This is a genomic window from Psychroserpens mesophilus, assembly GCF_000826645.1.
Classification (GTDB): domain Bacteria; phylum Bacteroidota; class Bacteroidia; order Flavobacteriales; family Flavobacteriaceae; genus Psychroserpens; species Psychroserpens mesophilus.
The window spans coordinates 278,351-295,326 of sequence record NZ_JXJP01000008.1 but is presented as its reverse complement, the minus strand read 5'-3'; the positions used below and the strand labels follow the sequence as shown (position 1 = coordinate 295,326).

Here is a 16,976-nt window from a genome sequence, read left to right as displayed (position 1 = left end):
AAATTACCCAAATAATTGCAAAATGAAGAAACTATTACTTTTAAGTATTGTGCTTTTGCAGTACATGTCTTTTGCACAAGAAGAACACGCTTGGGTATATCTATCAGATAAAGAAAATGTCGCGTCTTCAATAGCAAATCCAATTTCAATTTTAACGCAATCTGCCATAGATCGAAAATCTGCTCACAATATTCCTATTGATGAGAGAGATGTTCCTGTAAACGAAAATTACATCACACAGATCAAAAACCAAACAGGTATTACTGTTATGGCTAAATCAAAATGGTTTAACGCAGTATATGTTATTGGACTTGAGTTGGATATTATTGCTTTAGAAGCTTTAGATTTTGTTGAGTATATTGATTTTGCTGACAAAAGTCTTAATGCAGATTCTAGAGTAGCCATGTTCAGCAATAAGTTTGAAATAGAAGAAACTTTAGTCGATTTTACTTATGGTAGTTCTCAAAATCAAATTGAAATGATAGGTGTCGATCATTTGCATTTTTCAGATTATACAGGAGAAGGCATTATAATAGCAGTATTAGATTCTGGATTTCCAAACGTAAATACGATGGCTGCATTTCAACATTTGCGGGATAATGGTGATTTGCTGGGAGGTTATGATTTTGTAGATAGAAATGAAAATGTCTACGAATTTACTGCCAACGAACACGGAACAAGAGTTTTAAGTAATATGGCTGGTTTTATCCAAGATGAATTTGTTGGGACAGCTCCTGACGCGTCATACTATTTATTTAGAACTGAAGATACATTTAGTGAAATGCCTGTTGAAGAAAGCTATTGGGTTGAAGCTGCAGAACGAGCTGATAGTCTTGGAGTGCACATCATAAATTCATCTCTAGGATATCGCGTGTTCGATAATGCCAATTACAACTACACTCCTAGTGATATGAATGGCAATACCACTTTTATCACTAAAGGTGCTAATATTGCCAATGAAAAAGGAATTTTAGTGGTAAACTCTGCAGGCAACTCAGGTGCTAGTTCATGGCAAACTGTCGGTGCGCCAGCTGACGCTTCAGGTGTTTTTAGTATAGGAGCTGTTGACTTTGAAGGAAATTATGCTCCATTTAGTTCACAAGGGACGGCAATTCAACCCACTCAAAAACCTGATGTGGTTGCTCGAGGTGCTGCAGCGGCTGTTGTTAATTCAAGCAATGAAATTATAAATAATAACGGTACATCCTTCAGTTCACCAATTATGGCAGGAGGAATAGCTTCTCTCTGGCAAGCCTTACCAAATGCTTCACATGAAGATATCAAACTCTACGTTAGGATGTCGGCTTCACAATTTAATACACCAGATTTTTTTCTGGGTTATGGGATTCCTAATTTGGAACTGGCTCGTGAAATAGGCTTATCACTTTCAGAAGAGCAATTTGTGCGTTTTAAAGTGTTCCCCAATCCAGTAACAGATATTCTTAATATTCAAATTCCTACTAGCACTGAAGCTACAAACCTGAAAATATATAATGTTTTAGGGAAATTAGTCTTAGAAAAGACCATTACAAAGTCTGAAATCAGATTAGATGTGTCTTCAATGGCTTCAGGAGTTTATATGATGTCTTTTACATCTGATAAAGGTTCAAAAACATTCAAACTAATCAAATCTTAATGGTTAACAGAATAACTAAACTTTTCAACATTAAATATCCTATTGTTCAAGCAGGAATGATATGGACAAGTGGTTGGAGATTAGCTTCAGCTGCCAGTAATGCTGGAGCGCTTGGCTTAATTGGTGCAGGTTCTATGTATCCAGATGTGTTACGTGAACATATCCAAAAATGTAAAAAAGCGACTAATAAACCATTTGGTGTTAATGTACCTATGTTATATCCTAACATTGAAGATATTATGAATATCATTGTTGAAGAAGGTGTGAAAATTGTATTTACTTCAGCTGGAAATCCTAAAACATGGACGTCATGGCTTAAGGAAAGAGGAATTACAGTGGTACATGTCGTTAGTAGCGTGAAATTTGCTCTAAAAGCTCAAGAGGCTGGAGTAGATGCTGTTGTTGCTGAAGGTTTTGAAGCTGGAGGTCACAATGGACGCGAAGAAACAACGACACTCACTTTAATTCCAATGGTAAGTGAGCAATTGGATATACCCTTAATTGCCGCTGGAGGCATTGCAACCGGAAGAGCAATGTTGGCAGTAATGATTTTAGGTGCTGATGCTGTTCAGGTTGGAAGTCGATTCGTAGCTAGTGTAGAAGCATCGTCTCATGAAGCATTTAAAAAAGTTGTTGTCGATGCTCAAGAAGGTGATACGCAGCTCACATTAAAAGAATTAGCTCCTGTACGACTTATTAAAAACAAGTTTTTTAATGAACTACAAGAACTTTATAAAAAAGGAGCTTCGGTTGAAGATTTAAAAGCGCATCTTGGAAGAGCAAGAGCAAAAAGAGGAATGTTTGAAGGTGATCTTGAGGATGGCGAATTAGAAATTGGACAAATTGCTGGATTGATTCATGATATTAAGCCTGCAGCTCAGATAGTTAATGATATGATTTCCGAATTTAAAATGGCACAGAAAGACGCAATACAACCCTTGTATTAAAAAAAGGTATTATATTTAAAAAATCAATTGACTAACGTTTCCCCGTTTTCATGAGTTCAGAGCTTAATGTTTTAATTCCAGATGGTAATAGCACTTGGGCTTTATCTGTCATGAATTGTTTGTCTGAAAATTCAGATTACAAGCTTTTTGTTCTGTCCAATAAGAAACGAACTGGTACTAAATATTCTAAAAATACAAATTATTACAAATTTTATAAAAGCACAACTGATCAAGAATGGCTTGATTTTGTAATTCAAGAGGTTGCAACCCATAATATTTCGGTGATTATTCCAATAGCAGAAAATGAAATTAGATTTTTTATTAATAATTCTCACTTTTTACCACCTTCTGTTAAAGTAATTCCTCTTCCAAAAATACATGATTTTGAAACAGCTATTGACAAACATCAATTAAGTGTTTTTCTTGATTTTCATAAGCTTCCCCATCCCAAATCTCAATATTTCGATAGCTTAAATTCTTATTTTAATAATGAATTCAGATTGCACTTTCCAGTTTTAATGAAACCACTGCATGAAAAAGGTGGTGATGGTATATCAAAATTTGAAACGAAAGCGAAACTCGATAAGTATTTAAAAAAACATACCGATTTTAAAGATTTTTTTATTCAAGAATATATTGATGGTTATGATATAGATTGCAGTGTACTTTGCCAAAATGGGAATGTTCTAACCCATACCATTCAAAAAGGAAATTTACAAGGACATAATGCTTTTGCACCTCAATTGGGTTTTGAGTTTCTGAAAAATGAAGAGGTGTTGTCAGTTGTTAAACAATTGATGCAAAAACTAAACTGGTCTGGTGTTGCACATATTGATTTACGATTCGATTCTAACAAAAATGATTATAAAATTATTGAAATTAATGCTCGTTTTTGGGGAAGTGTTGAAGGTTCAAAATTTGCTGGAATTAATTTTCCAGATTTAGCAATTCAACTGGCCATGGATGAAATGATTGAAAGGAAACAATTTGATGAGATTCATTACATGCGTCTAAAAGGTGTATTGAAGTCTATCAGACGCAATCCTTCATTTCTATTTAAGAAAAAATTTCTACTTAATAATTCGGAAGCTAAGTCATTTCTTAAAGATCCAATACCAACATGCTTTAAATTTATAGAGTGGTTGGGAAGACGTTTCTAGGTTTATTCGTTTTTTATGATTTCTGAAATGGATGTTTTGTATAATCTGCTCAATCCATTTTCATAGCGATTAAAATACTTTTTTAGTTCTTCAAGTGTTAGTTTTGAATTAAAATTTAAATCTGAAGCTTTCCGTTTACTCGTAAAATAAAAGGTTTCAGAATTAACGTCAACAAACGGACAATAATCCATTTTATCTGAATTGATAGTTTTTCCCATGTTTTTGGCTTCACTCCAACCTTTATTAGCAAGTTTGTAACTGATATATAAGTCACCACTACCATGACCATCTTCTCTATTATAGCAAGTGTAAATTAAAAAGGATTCATTAGGAGCTACAAAGGCATTAAACTCATATCCATCAGAATTGATAGAGTCTCCGAGTGGCTTCGGAGTTGTATATACACCATTTTTAAATTCACTTACGTAAATATCATCTTTGCGATTTAAAGAAGGATTGTCGAGTGTAAAATATAGGTTTTTCGAATCTGTAACCACAGGATAAAATTCATTCATTTCGGTATTTATTGGAGCTCCTAAATTTTGAGGTTCAGACCATTTTTCATGTATATTAGCTCTGGTTACAAACCAAATGTCGAAATCTTTAGTTTTTGAAGATGTTGTGTTCAAAGGTCTGTTTGAAACAAAATATAAGGTAAGTCCGTCACCTGAAAAAAACGGTTCAATATCAAAATACTGTCCAGAAAAAGAAAGCACTTCAGGTTTTGTCCAACCAGTTTTTGTTTTACCTATGTATATTAATGCAGAAACATCTCCCATTATGCTTTGAGCCGAAAAAACAACTTCATTTTCATTTGCAGTTAATGCACTATCTCTCACATTTGGAAATTGAGTTACAACAGTTTCTAAAAAAGGTTGGGGTTTCATCTCTTGAGCGATTACATTTACGATTGAGATTAAGTAAAAACAGATAAGAATAATATATTTCATAATGAGTATTTGGACCATAATTTACAAAACCTTGTAAATCAAAGTTCAAAAAATGTGTTAAATAACACAACCATTTAAAACAACAAAAAGAGGAATAAATCCTCTTTTTGTCTGAAACGTTTTTTAACAACAAAATTTTTAAATCCCTCTAAAATAATAGCTAAAAAAGTTTCTACCCCAAATACCTAACCTACTAAAATAAGGTATTGATGAAGTAAAAATAATGCTTTCAATCGTTCTGACTAAGCAAACGGAATTCAACTTATTAACAATTTTAGTTCATAACATTATAATTTTCAGTCTATTGGATGTCGATTTTTTACATTTCAATGATGTGCAATAGCTAGTAGCTTTCAAACTTGTACCTTTGCCCACACAATAATTATACATTGAAATTAACAGATTATACTAGAGAATTTAGATTAAACTGGCAATTGGCTGCACCTGTGATGTTGGGAATGCTTGGGCATACATTTGTGCAGTTTGTTGACAATATCATGGTTGGTCAGCTAGGTACAGCAGAATTAGCAGCTGTATCACTGGGTAATAGTTTTATGTTCATAGCCATGTCTATTGGTATTGGCTTTTCAACTGCTATAACACCTCTTGTAGCTGAAGCAGATGCTGCTAACAATTTCAAAGAAGGAAAATCTTCATTTAAGCATGGCTTATTCTTGTGTACTATTTTAGGTCTTGTATTATTTTTATCTGTATTTGTCGCAAAACCACTACTGTATTTTATGAAGCAGCCTGTAGAGGTTGTAGAACTTGCATTGCCTTATCTTAATCTTGTAGCATTTTCGTTAATCCCATTAATAATTTTTCAGGCATTTAAGCAATTTAGTGACGGACTTTCATTAACAAGATATCCTATGTATGCTACAATTCTAGCCAATATAATTAATGTGTTATTAAATTATGTACTCATCTTTGGTAAATTTGGTTGTCCAGAAATGGGAATTGTGGGAGCAGCCTATGGTACTTTAGTGTCAAGAGTAATTATGGTTATTCATCTTTGGTGGTTGCTCACAAAGCGAGAAAAGTCGAGAGCTTATGTAACACAAATCAAATTGTTTATTCTTGATAAATTAATGCTGAAAAAGGTAATTAGTTTAGGGTATCCAAGTGCTATGCAGATGTTTTTTGAAGTAGCTATCTTTACAGCAGCTATTTGGTTGAGTGGTTTACTAGGAAAGAATCCACAAGCCGCAAACCAAATAGCTTTAAATTTATCTTCAATGACCTTTATGGTTGCCATGGGATTAAGCGTAGCATCTATGATTAGGGTTGGGAATCAAAAAGGCTTGCATCAATATTTTGAATTACGACGAATCGCTTTTTCCATTTTTTTGTTGACCACTATTTTGTCGGTTTGCTTCGGAATAGTATTTTTTATATTTCATGACCAACTTCCAAAGATATATGTAGATTTCAATGATGCAACTAATTTAGTTGATAATACTGAAGTGGTTGGTATTGCTGCCAAATTAATGATAGCTGCTGCTATTTTTCAAGTGAGCGATGGAATTCAAGTGGTGGTTTTAGGAGCTCTAAGAGGATTGCAAGATGTGAAAATCCCAACTTTGATTACCTTTGTTTCCTATTGGATTATTGGCTTTCCAATAAGTTATTTCCTTGGAAAAGAGGAAGCCTATGGAAGCTTCGGTATTTGGATGGGCTTATTAGCAGGATTAACAGTGGCAGCAATTTTATTATTTATTAGGTTTAATTATCTTACGAAAAAGTTAATTTTGTCAAACAATTAAAAAGACTCAAAACGACATATGGAACTTCCAAAATTCATTCTAGGCGACAACACAGATTTTCCCAATGCGATTTATGTGATTCATACAGAATTTCCTAGATTCATCATTAACCTTGAAGACGATGAAGTCGAGTGGTTTGAGGAGTTTGATGAGCATGATCAAAAAGAAATAGAAGCTGAAGCTGAAAATCTTATTCAGTCTGCAACTGATTTCTACGATAGAGAAGTTTCAAGATACGATGATTAATGATTGAACAATTAATAGAATACGATAAAGAGTTATTTATATATTTAAATGGTTTGGGTAATACCTATTGGGATCCCTTTTGGTTAGCGTATACCTATAAATTTAATTGGGTACCGTTTTATGCACTGCTAGCGTATTTAATGTATAAACGACTTAATACTAAAATGTTTGTGCTCACTCTTGTGGTCATAGCACTCATGATTTCTTTTACAGATCAGGTCACAAATTTGTTTAAAAATGGCTTTGAAAGATTTAGGCCATGTCATGAAGATGGTGTGTCACAAGTTATGCGTTTGGTAAGGAGTAGTTGTGGTGGTCGATTTGGCTATTTTTCCGGACATTCTTCTAATTCAATGGCTGTTGCCGTGTTTACAAGTTTAATCTTAAGATCTAGATATAAATACCTACCTATTATTCTTATTATTTGGGCTATAGGAATGGGTTACAGTAGAATTTACGTGGGTGCACACTATCCATTAGATGTTGTGAGTGGTTTTATTTTTGGAGGGTTATCTGGATTTATGTTTTATAAATTAGATAAATATTTACAATCGCGATTTAAATTGAAGTAGAGGTCACAATTTTGAATCTATCACGTGGTAGTTAATATACTTTTTCTTCATCCATAAATACACAAAACAATCTGATAAAGGTCCAAGTAATCGATTGCCAATTCCAAATTTTGAAGTACCAGCCACTCTTGGAAAATGTTGAACAGAAATTTGCTTCACACGTCCACCTTGAAGCAGAATCATTGCAGGTAAAAAACGATGTAAACCTTTAAACATAGGAATGCGTTTGGCATTTTCGGTTCTAATAACTTTCAATGGGCAGCCCGTGTCGTCTATGCCGTCTTTCGTGAACTTGCGACGTATCCTGTTAGCAGTTGCTGAAGCTGTCTTTTTTATAAAACTATCATTTCGATTTGTGCGCACACCTGTCACTAATTCATGATTGGTTATGTGTTCTAAAAGTAGATTGAAGTCTTTTGGAGAGGTTTGTAAATCGGAATCGATATATCCAACAAGTTCAGTATCTGCATAATCAAAACCAGCTTTTAGAGCAGCACTCAATCCGTAGTTGTTATCAAATAATAAAAAATTAAAATTGGGATTTCTGTCACAAATCGCTGCGATGCTAATTTGACTTCCATCTGTTGAGCCATCGTTAACAAATAATACTTTAGTTGCTGTTTTAGAACTATTTATAAAAGTCAAAAGTTCTTTTTCAAGACGTTCCAGATTAGCTTCTTCATTATAAACAGGAACAATTATGGTGAATTCAAACAGCATTTTATAAACTAAGTAAATATTCAGCAGCAGCAAAAGGAGTGGTCTTACCATCTTCAATGAGTTGCAACTGTAATTTTAGGGCTTCTTTTATTTTAGGCTGACTAAAAAAATCTGATTTTAATCGGTCCTCAATAGTTTGTAACAACCAGAATTTATTTTGCTCTCTTCTGTGATGTTCGAAGTAGTTGTTAGTTTTAGTATGTTCTATATAAGATGCAATAAGTTTCCAAAGTTCTTCAATGCCTTCCTGCTTTAGAGCACTGCATAACATGACTTTAGGTTGCCATTCTGAATCTTTTTGAGGATATAAATGTAAGGCTCTATTAAATTCAACTTTAGCAAGTTGTGCAGCCTTAAGATTATCACCATCTGCCTTATTAATTGCAATCGCATCAGCCATTTCAATAATGCCACGTTTAATTCCTTGCAGTTCGTCACCAGCTCCAGCTAATTTCAGCAATAAAAAGAAATCAACCATACTATGAACTGCAGTTTCACTTTGACCGACACCTACGGTTTCAATCATAATAGTTTCAAATCCAGCAGCTTCACATAAAATAATGGTTTCACGAGTTTTACGAGCCACACCACCTAAGGAAGTTCCTGAAGGCGAAGGTCTGATAAACGCATTTTCATTTTTTACCAGATTTTCCATTCGGGTTTTATCGCCCAAAATACTGCCTTTACTCAAACTGCTACTAGGATCGACAGCTAAAACAGCGACTTTTTTTCCATTGGAAGTTAAATGCATTCCGAAGGCTTCAATAAACGTGCTCTTTCCAACACCTGGAACTCCTGTAATACCAATTCTCACCGAAGCATTGGCATGTTTAAGACACCCTTTTATGATGTCGTTAGCTTGTTTTAAATGTTTGGGGTTTGAACTTTCAACTAGAGTAATTGCCCGACTTAAGGCGGTAATGTTACCATTTATTATGTCAGAAATTAATTCCTGAGTTGTTGGTTTGGCCTTTCGTTTTAGTTGAATTTTAGAAATAGATGTTGCATTGGTGATTTCAGATTGAGAAACACCTTCTATATTATGTAATGCAGAAGATTTCGATTTTTTGGTCAAATGCCTTTATTCCTTTTTGTCTTTTAACACCACTAAAGGTACAGCAATTTTTGTTTTGTCCCAAGCCATGGTTAGTTTAAGGTCATCAGTAGAATTATCAAATGCAATGGTAAATTGCTCTACAACTTTATCTAATGCCTCAACTGGAACATCAATTTCCATAATGTCGTAGTTTGGATCCCATAAAGGTTGCATCTGCTCATCAACTCCCCAAGGATATTGTTTGGTGTTGAACATGACTTTCCAAACGCTGTCATTTGGAACCGTCCATATTGAATACTTTCCTGTTGGAATATAAATTCCATCAACCATTAAGTTTTTATTGGTTTCAAAGGTTGTTGCTTCATTGGCTCCAGTTCGCCAGACTTTATCATAAGGAACTAAAGCTCCAAAAATCTCACGACCTTTTTTTGAAGGTCTATTGTAAAACACTTCTAATTTTAAATCGTTAAGTTTAAACTCTACAGTATCTTTCGGACTTAAGCGTTTAGAAAAAATATCTTCTACAAAATAGGAGTAAATAAAAAGTCCAATAGCAACAATGGACAGGGCAATAAGAAGTCGTTTCAAAAACGTATTCATAAATAGTTTCAATTTCAAAGTAGGTTATAAAGATAATGGTAAATCAATAATATCGCAATATAACTTAACGTACTTTTAGGATATCTATTATATTTTTAAAAAAAGTAAAAGATTTTTGCAACACACTGTTTTTTGTGTCGTCTTTAAATTGAACTGAACCAAACCAAAAAAAGTTTTAGATGCTACAATCTAATATTATTGAAAAATGTAGGCAAAATAATCGCATTGCTCAACTGCAGTTGTATAAGCAGTATTGTGATGGCATGTATATTATTGCCATGCGCTTTATGAAAGATTCTATGGAAGCTGAAGATATCGTACAGGAAGCTTTTATAAAGGCATTTTCAAAATTAGATCAATTTAAAGCAGAAGTCACTTTTGGGGCTTGGTTAAAACGTATCGTTATTAATAAATGTATTGACTGTTTGAAATCTAAAAAGCAACATTTGCAAGAATTAGAAGAGGTGCACCTGAAAGTAGTCGATTCAAATTATGAAAACGAATGGTTAGTAGATGATACAATAACTTTAGAGGAAGTAAAAGATGCTATACAAAGATTGCCAGATAAGTATCAATATGTTGTCATGTTGTATTTAATGGAAGGCTATGACCATCAGGAAATTTCTGAAATCTTAAACATTTCAGAAATAGCATCCAGAACACAACTCTCTAGAGGAAAATCAAAATTAAAAGCACTTTTAACACCTATTAAAAATGGCACAAGATCTTAGACATCTATTTGAAAATGAAAAGAATGATTCGCAACTAAAAATGAGCGAAGGTCATGAAGCACGCTTTATTAAAAAATTAGACAATGCTTTGCCTGAAGTTACATCAATCAAAAAACGCTTCAGTATTTTAAAAATAGCAGCAAGTATCGTCGTTTTAATTGGTCTGGTATTTACAGCATATAAATTCTCACAACAACCAAAAGCAATTGAGAATACGGTTGTAGAAAACGAAAATCAAACAAAAGAAGATCAGCTTAAATCTCTTGGTGATATTTCGCCAGATTTAAAGAAGGTTGAAGATTATTATTTGGCTAATATTAATCTGGAGTTATCTAAAATCAAACAAACTCCAGAAAACAAAGAGCTTTTTGATGGCTACGTTATACGACTTGCTGAGTTAAATCAGGAGTATAAACGACTATCAGTAGAACTCACCCAAAATGGTCCAAATGAGTTAACCGTTAGTGCTTTGATTGACAATTTAAAATTGCGTCTTAATTTATTGTATCGCTTAAAAGAACAATTATACGATTTAAATGCTTCAGCTGAAGCAAAAATTAATTCTTAAGACTTTTTTCAAAACAAAAACAAAATCATGAAAACAAAATATATAACCATATTATTAGTGTTGTTCTGTTTCAGTATTAGTGTTTCCGCACAAGAACAGTTAACAAAATTATCAGAAAAAATTGATGTGACTAAAGATGTCAATATCGATTTAAACACAAGCTATGTTCAAATAGAAATTGATACATGGAACAAGAATACTTTAGAAATTGAAGCCTACATTGAAGGCGAAAAACTATCTAAAGAAGAGTTGCAGGAAGCACTTAAGGCTTGGAATCTTAAAGTTGAAGGTTCGGGCGATTACGTAAAAATAAGTTCTGAAGGTGCCTATTCATCTTGGAAGAATCTTCACACGCTAAATTTAAGTTTGGAAGATTTAAATCTGGATTTAGAATCCTTAGAAGGATTGGAAGATTTACACATCGTGATGGCAGATATGCCTGAACTTCCTGAAATGCCAGAATTACCAGAACACCCAGAAATAGCAAGCGTAAGATTAGATAAAATGCCTAAAATGCCAGAGCTTCCAAAGCTACCCAAGGGCGTAACGAATGTGAGTTTTGATACTGAAGCGTATGAGAAAGACGGAGAAGCATATTTGGACAGATGGAGTGAAGAATTTGGAGAAAAATATGGCGAAGCATATGAAGAGAAAATGAAAGCTTGGGGAAGAGAAATGGCGAAAGTAGATTTTACAAGTTATGAGAAGGCTATGGAAGAATGGGGAGAACGTTTTGGTGAAGAATACGGTGAAAAAATGGAAGCTTGGGGAAAAGAATTCGAATTGAGATTTGATGATGAATGGGCTAATAAAATGGAAGAATGGGGCAAGAAATATGGTAAGCAAATGGAAGAACGTGCTCTCATTATGGAAGAACGGATGAAAGCTAGAGAAAAAAGTATGGAAGCCAGAGCAAAAGCCATGGAAAAACGTCAGGAAGCGAGAGCGAAAGTTATGGAGAAACGCCATGAAGCACATGGTAAACGTAATCAAAGTCATTCTAGAGCGTTGCATTTGAGTGGTGATAATATTAGGAAAACGATTAAGATTAAAATGCCAAAAAAGGCTAAGTTGAACCTTAATGTAAGACATGGTGAATTAAAGATGTCTTCTGTTATAAACAACTTAAAAGGAGATATCTCACATGGCATATTAATTGCAAATCACATTGATGGAAGCGAGACTTCCATCAATGTGTCTTATTCACCTATTGATATTACCACTTGGAGTTTGGGTGAACTCAACATCAAATATGTTGAAGATGCTCACATTCAAACCGTCGGTAGCTTAATGTTAAATAGTATTTCGTCAGATATTGTTTTAAACAATTTGCTTAATAATGCTATTATTGATGGTAGTTTTGGAGATTTGACTATTGCCAATATTGCAGAATCTTTTTCTAATCTGAATATTATTTTGGAGAACAGTGATGCTTTAATTTCATTGCCTAAAAATGATTATAGTGTATTCTTCAAAGGCAATCGGTCAAAGCTAAATAATGTTATGACTAGCAAAAAGACTATTGAAAATTATCCTAATGGTAAAACCAACATAAAGTCTATTGTACTAAATGCAAAGTACAGTGATGTGGTTTTAAAAAATTAACTATTCTTTGATTACTACATTGCTGAACATCTAAAAAATGATATTAAAGATTCTACAGTCGTGCCTTCTTCTGAATGACAACTTTTAATGACTCAATAAATGTAATTCCGACAATAGGAGGAATCTCAATTTTACTTCTCTAAATTCTTCTTCTTTATTGTATTTTTGAGAAAAATCATATGCATGACTCTAAAAGCGTTTTCTCAATTTTTATTCGAAATAAATAGTAATTCACTTCATGTATTAAATCCGTCGATTCTAAAGTCAGATTATGTGGCTTTAGATTTGTCTAAGTCAAATAAACCGCTTCAAAGCGTCGATGTGTCTTCTTCTGAACATCTTGAGAAGTATATCAATGATTATATTGCTCAAAGCCATGCTAAAGTCGCTTATGGAGGCTATCTTGAAACCAGAGCTATTTATCAACGTAGTACATATTTTAAAGATTCGAATCCTGAAACAGAACGTAATATCCATTTAGGTCTTGATTTATGGATAGCAGCCGAAACTCCAATTTATGCGCCTTTAGATGGCGTTGTTCATAGCTTTAAGAACAATACCAATTATGGTGATTACGGACCGACAATCATCCTAAAGCATTGTATTAATGATGTAGAATTTCACACCTTATATGGCCATTTAAGTTTAGCTTCTATTACAAATTTAAAAGTCGGCCAAACATTTAAAAAAGGCTCACAAATTGCAAGCTTAGGAGATGCTTCAGTAAATGGAGATTATCCAGCTCATTTACATTTTCAAATTATTAAAGACTTGCAAGGGAACCTTGGCGATTATCCAGGTGTTTGCTCGAAACTAGATTTAGAGTTTTATAAGTTTAATTGTCCAGATCCTAAATTGTTATTGGGTTTTTAAACCAACGTATTGATTAGATTTTTAGACAAATTTTAAAATTAATGGACTTTCCCTCGCAACCATTTGGTCTAATTTGTATCTTCATAGTGTAAGCAATTTAAATTAAAACATATGAAATCATTTTACTTACTACTATTCTTTTTTTCAATTGCTTTAACCCAAGCGCAAATTATTGATATACCTGATACAAATTTCAAGAACACCTTAGTTAATGATTATTGTGTAGATACTAATGGAGATGGATGGTTAGATGGCGATGCAGATACTAATGATAATGGAGAAATTGAAGTTTCTGAAGCAGAAGCAGTTTATTTATTGGATATTTCTGATACTTCTAATTATGTTAGTTCAATAGAAGGGATAGAGTATTTTATAAATCTTGTATCGTTAAATTGTGAGTTCAATTCATTAACTGAAATAGATTTAAGTGCAAATACTCAACTTACGCATTTATTCTTAGGATATAATCAATTAGCAGAATTAGATTTAAGCCAGAATACATTGCTTACGGATTTAAGGTGTAATTATAATGAGTTGATAAATTTAGATTTAGGTTCAAATACGCAATTATCTTATTTAGATTGTGCAGATAATGAAATAACAGATTTAGATTTAAGTTCAAATACGGAACTTACCAATCTAATTTGTACAGATAATCAACTTTCAAATTTAAACATTAGTCAATGCACTTTACTGACAAATTTAAGGTGCTATTTTAATCAATTGACAAATTTAGACCTAACTTCAAATACAGAATTAGTCGATTTAGATTGTTTTCAAAATCAAATAACAAACTTAGACTTAAGTCAGAATATTTTGCTAGAAAATTTAAGTTGTCAAGATAATCAAATAACAAGTTTAGACTTAAGTCAAAATATTCAATTAACAAATGTATCTTGTGGTTACAACCAATTAACATCTATTGATTTTTCTAGTGCGAGTCTTATAGAGTATTTATATTGCAGTAATAATTTTCTTATAACTATAAATGTTAGCGATATGCCTAGTTTAATATCGTTATCTTGTTCTGAAAATGATTTATCTAGTTTAGATGTTAGTCAAAATATAAATTTAGAATATCTAGATACGAGTGCTAATAATATTGCGTCCTTAAATCTTTCAAATAATGTAGCTCTGGATGAATTATTTGTTTATGATAATGCCTTAGCGATTCTAGACGTTACGCAAAACGTAAATTTGGGAAGATTTTATTGTGGAGGTAATCCACTTTCTGAAATTGATGTGACTCAAAATGTAAATTTATTTGATCTATATTTAGGAGATTGTGAAATTTCCGAATTGGATGTCACTCAAAATGTAAATTTAGAACATTTAGTATGTAGGGATAATCAGTTAACCGCTCTTGATGTAACTTTAAACTTGAATCTGGAATGGCTTTTTTGTGAAGGCAATGAACTAATTCATTTAGATGTTTCTGAGAATCAAGAACTATTTTCTTTGTATTGTAACAATAATAATCTTGTGACTTTATTTCTAAAGAATGGTTCACCTAACATATCCACTAGTTTTAATAATAATCCAGATTTGATATATATATGTGCAGATGAATTTAATTTTGAGGACATACATGAGGAATTAGATTTATATGGAATGACAGGAGTCGCTGTAAACTCTTATTGTTCTTTTACTCCTGGAGGAGAGTATTCAACTTTAGAAGGGACATCACAAATAGATCTTAATCTCGATGGTTGTGACTCTAATGATTCTGGACATCCTTACACTAAGCTTACGATTAATGATGGTTTAGATTTGGGTGTAATGATGTCTGATGAAAATGGAGACTACTTCCTGCCTTTATCAAATGGTTCTTACACCATTGCAGCACCTATATTTGAAAATTCTGCTTATATAGTGCAACCTGAAAATTTAAGTGTAAATATTCCTGCTGATGGAGAAAATATCATACAAGATTTTTGCATTACACCTAACGGAATTGTAGACGATCTAGAAATAATAATTATTCCAATCAATGAAGCACGTCCAGGTTTTGATGCTTTTTATAAACTATTCTATAGAAACAAAGGAAACACAACCTTGTCGGGATCTATAAATTTTACATTTGACGATGATTATATGGACCTCGTCTCTGCAACTCCTGATGCTGATAACACATCAACAGGAAACTTAGATTGGAACTATTCCGATTTGATGCCTTTTGAATCTGGAGAGATTGATATTGTCATGAACCTTAATACGCCAACCGATGAGAATTTCCCCTTAAATGATGGTGATTTATTAAGTTTTAATGCTATAATTTCTCCTGTTGCTGATGATACAGTCCCAGAAGATAATGCATCATCTTTAAGACAAATAGTAGTGAATTCTTATGATCCAAATGATAAACGCTGTTTAGAAGGAGAAATACTTGATCCAGATCTTGTTGGAGAATATGTACATTATATGATTCGTTTTGAGAATACAGGATCTGCTAGTGCTATTAATATTGTAGTTAAAGATGTTATTGATACTAGTAAATTTGATATTAGCACATTAACACCATTGCATGCAAGTCATAATTTCGTGACTAGAATTCAAAATACTAATGAGGTCGAATTTATTTTTGAAAACATTTACTTGCCTTTTGATGATGCCAATAACGATGGTTTTGTAGTATTTAAAATAAAAACGCTAGATACATTAGTTTTGGGAGATACCTTTACTAATGATGCCGAAATTTATTTCGATTTTAATGCGCCAATAATTACGAATAATTATCTAACAACGGTTGCAGAAGATAATCTTTCAATAGATGAATTTACTTCAAATTCATCTGTAAAACTATTTCCAAATCCAGTAAAGGATGTTTTAACTATTTCGAGCAAAGTAAACTTGAGATCAATTAGCATTGCAGATGTGAATGGTCGTATTCTGGAAACTATTGCCATTGTTGGTAATCAAGTAGAGAATTCAATAGATATAAAGCACTTATCTAAAGGGGTTTATTTTGTTACTGTAAAAACTGATAAAGGAAGTTCTACAGAAAAGATGATTAAGAACTAGAAATTTTCTTTTTAGCTAAAGAAGTTCCAACCAAGAAACCAATAAATGCAAAAGCACCATCAGAAATTGAGAACCACAACTCTTTTGGAAGCATAAAAATATTGGCAAATGTTGCAGCTATCATCAGTAAACCTACGATATAAGCTGGAATCATACTTGTTTTAGAAATGAGTCCTGCGACGAACATACCAACAACTATTCCCATAAAATGTGCTAGGACTACAAAGATTTTTGTGCCCATTGGGATGAGATTCATATTATTCTTTATCCATTCCATATCCATAGGTTTTGCACCTTCTGGTAAAGGAAATAAATTATGTCCAAGAACAGTTTCAAAGATGTAAACGGTTACTGAAGCGACAATAAAACCGATAATGGTTGCAAGTACGTTTCTCATGATAATAGAGTTTAGTTAGTGGTTTCAAGGTAATAAAAAATCCTGATAGTAATTTATCAGGATTTTTAGATTTCGTATCAAGTACGTAATGATTGCTATACAAGAAGTCCTGAATCAAGTTCAAGAT

Annotated in this window: 16 protein-coding genes; 11 read left to right on the top strand and 5 right to left on the bottom strand. The window is 32.9% G+C overall.

Annotated features, from left to right (window positions below; all coding sequences use genetic code 11):
- Nucleotides 1–22: 22 nt before the first annotated feature.
- Genes TD18_RS08665 through TD18_RS08655 form a run of 3 tightly spaced genes read left to right on the top strand, consistent with a single transcriptional unit; the run spans nt 23 to nt 3,743 of the window.
- Nucleotides 23–1,636, top strand: coding sequence for a S8 family serine peptidase (locus TD18_RS08665; RefSeq protein WP_040251299.1), 1,614 nt, complete (start codon nt 23–25; stop codon nt 1,634–1,636).
- The gene (locus TD18_RS08660; protein WP_040251296.1) at nt 1,636–2,583 is read left to right on the top strand and encodes an NAD(P)H-dependent flavin oxidoreductase; all 948 of its coding nucleotides are present in this window, start codon (nt 1,636–1,638) and stop codon (nt 2,581–2,583) included. The genes TD18_RS08665 and TD18_RS08660 overlap by 1 nt, the downstream gene beginning before the upstream one ends.
- 50 nt (nt 2,584–2,633) lie before the next feature.
- Nucleotides 2,634–3,743: an ATP-grasp domain-containing protein gene (locus tag TD18_RS08655; RefSeq protein ID WP_040251293.1), complete on the top strand. Its 1,110-nt coding sequence runs from the start codon at nt 2,634–2,636 to the stop codon at nt 3,741–3,743.
- Between the two features lie 2 nt (nt 3,744–3,745).
- On the opposite strand, the gene TD18_RS08650 is transcribed toward TD18_RS08655, so the two are convergent.
- Nucleotides 3,746–4,693, bottom strand: a complete 948-nt coding sequence (locus TD18_RS08650; RefSeq protein ID WP_241480658.1) for a TolB family protein — start codon at nt 4,691–4,693, stop codon at nt 3,746–3,748.
- A gap of 389 nt (nt 4,694–5,082) precedes the next feature.
- On the opposite strand from TD18_RS08650, the gene TD18_RS08645 reads away from it, so the two are divergent.
- From TD18_RS08645 to TD18_RS08635, 3 genes are read left to right on the top strand one after another with little or no spacing between them, the layout of a single operon-like run.
- On the top strand, nt 5,083–6,459 hold the full coding sequence (locus tag TD18_RS08645) for an MATE family efflux transporter (RefSeq protein ID WP_052461101.1): 1,377 nt from the start codon (nt 5,083–5,085) through the stop codon (nt 6,457–6,459).
- 18 nt (nt 6,460–6,477) lie between these two features.
- Nucleotides 6,478–6,705, top strand: coding sequence for a hypothetical protein (locus tag TD18_RS08640; protein WP_040251285.1), 228 nt, complete (start codon nt 6,478–6,480; stop codon nt 6,703–6,705).
- Nucleotides 6,705–7,277: a phosphatase PAP2 family protein gene (locus TD18_RS08635; RefSeq protein ID WP_040251282.1), complete on the top strand. Its 573-nt coding sequence runs from the start codon at nt 6,705–6,707 to the stop codon at nt 7,275–7,277. Before TD18_RS08640 ends, TD18_RS08635 begins: the two co-directional genes overlap by 1 nt.
- Before the next feature lie 3 nt (nt 7,278–7,280).
- Here the strand turns inward: TD18_RS08635 and TD18_RS08630 are convergent, their stop codons facing one another.
- From TD18_RS08630 to TD18_RS08620, 3 genes are read right to left on the bottom strand one after another with little or no spacing between them, the layout of a single operon-like run.
- Nucleotides 7,281–7,997, bottom strand: coding sequence for a glycosyltransferase (locus TD18_RS08630; RefSeq protein ID WP_040251281.1), 717 nt, complete (start codon nt 7,995–7,997; stop codon nt 7,281–7,283).
- Between the two features lies 1 nt (nt 7,998).
- On the bottom strand, nt 7,999–9,072 hold the full coding sequence (meaB, locus tag TD18_RS08625) for a methylmalonyl Co-A mutase-associated GTPase MeaB (protein ID WP_040251279.1): 1,074 nt from the start codon (nt 9,070–9,072) through the stop codon (nt 7,999–8,001).
- Between the two features lie 6 nt (nt 9,073–9,078).
- Nucleotides 9,079–9,654: a DUF2911 domain-containing protein gene (locus tag TD18_RS08620; RefSeq protein WP_040251277.1), complete on the bottom strand. Its 576-nt coding sequence runs from the start codon at nt 9,652–9,654 to the stop codon at nt 9,079–9,081.
- 179 nt (nt 9,655–9,833) lie between these two features.
- On the opposite strand from TD18_RS08620, the gene TD18_RS08615 reads away from it, so the two are divergent.
- The 5 genes from TD18_RS08615 to TD18_RS08595 all read left to right on the top strand — a co-directional run bounded on the left by TD18_RS08615 (nt 9,834) and on the right by TD18_RS08595 (nt 16,452).
- Complete coding sequence (locus TD18_RS08615) at nt 9,834–10,385, top strand: RNA polymerase sigma factor (protein WP_040251275.1); 552 nt, start codon at nt 9,834–9,836, stop codon at nt 10,383–10,385.
- Nucleotides 10,369–10,953, top strand: coding sequence for a hypothetical protein (locus TD18_RS08610; protein WP_040251273.1), 585 nt, complete (start codon nt 10,369–10,371; stop codon nt 10,951–10,953). The genes TD18_RS08615 and TD18_RS08610 overlap by 17 nt, the downstream gene beginning before the upstream one ends.
- A 27-nt stretch (nt 10,954–10,980) precedes the next feature.
- Nucleotides 10,981–12,558 carry a hypothetical protein gene (locus TD18_RS08605; protein ID WP_040251271.1) on the top strand — a complete coding sequence of 526 codons (1,578 nt, stop codon included), beginning with the start codon at nt 10,981–10,983 and terminating at the stop codon, nt 12,556–12,558.
- 183 nt (nt 12,559–12,741) lie between these two features.
- On the top strand, nt 12,742–13,431 hold the full coding sequence (locus tag TD18_RS08600; RefSeq protein ID WP_040251269.1) for a peptidoglycan DD-metalloendopeptidase family protein: 690 nt from the start codon (nt 12,742–12,744) through the stop codon (nt 13,429–13,431).
- Nucleotides 13,432–13,542: 111 nt separating this feature from the next.
- Nucleotides 13,543–16,452: a T9SS type A sorting domain-containing protein gene (locus tag TD18_RS08595; RefSeq protein WP_052461100.1), complete on the top strand. Its 2,910-nt coding sequence runs from the start codon at nt 13,543–13,545 to the stop codon at nt 16,450–16,452.
- Here TD18_RS08595 and TD18_RS08590 read toward each other — a convergent pair.
- Nucleotides 16,442–16,849: a hypothetical protein gene (locus TD18_RS08590; RefSeq protein WP_040251268.1), complete on the bottom strand. Its 408-nt coding sequence runs from the start codon at nt 16,847–16,849 to the stop codon at nt 16,442–16,444. The genes TD18_RS08595 and TD18_RS08590 overlap by 11 nt on opposite strands.
- Nucleotides 16,850–16,976 lie beyond the last annotated feature (127 nt).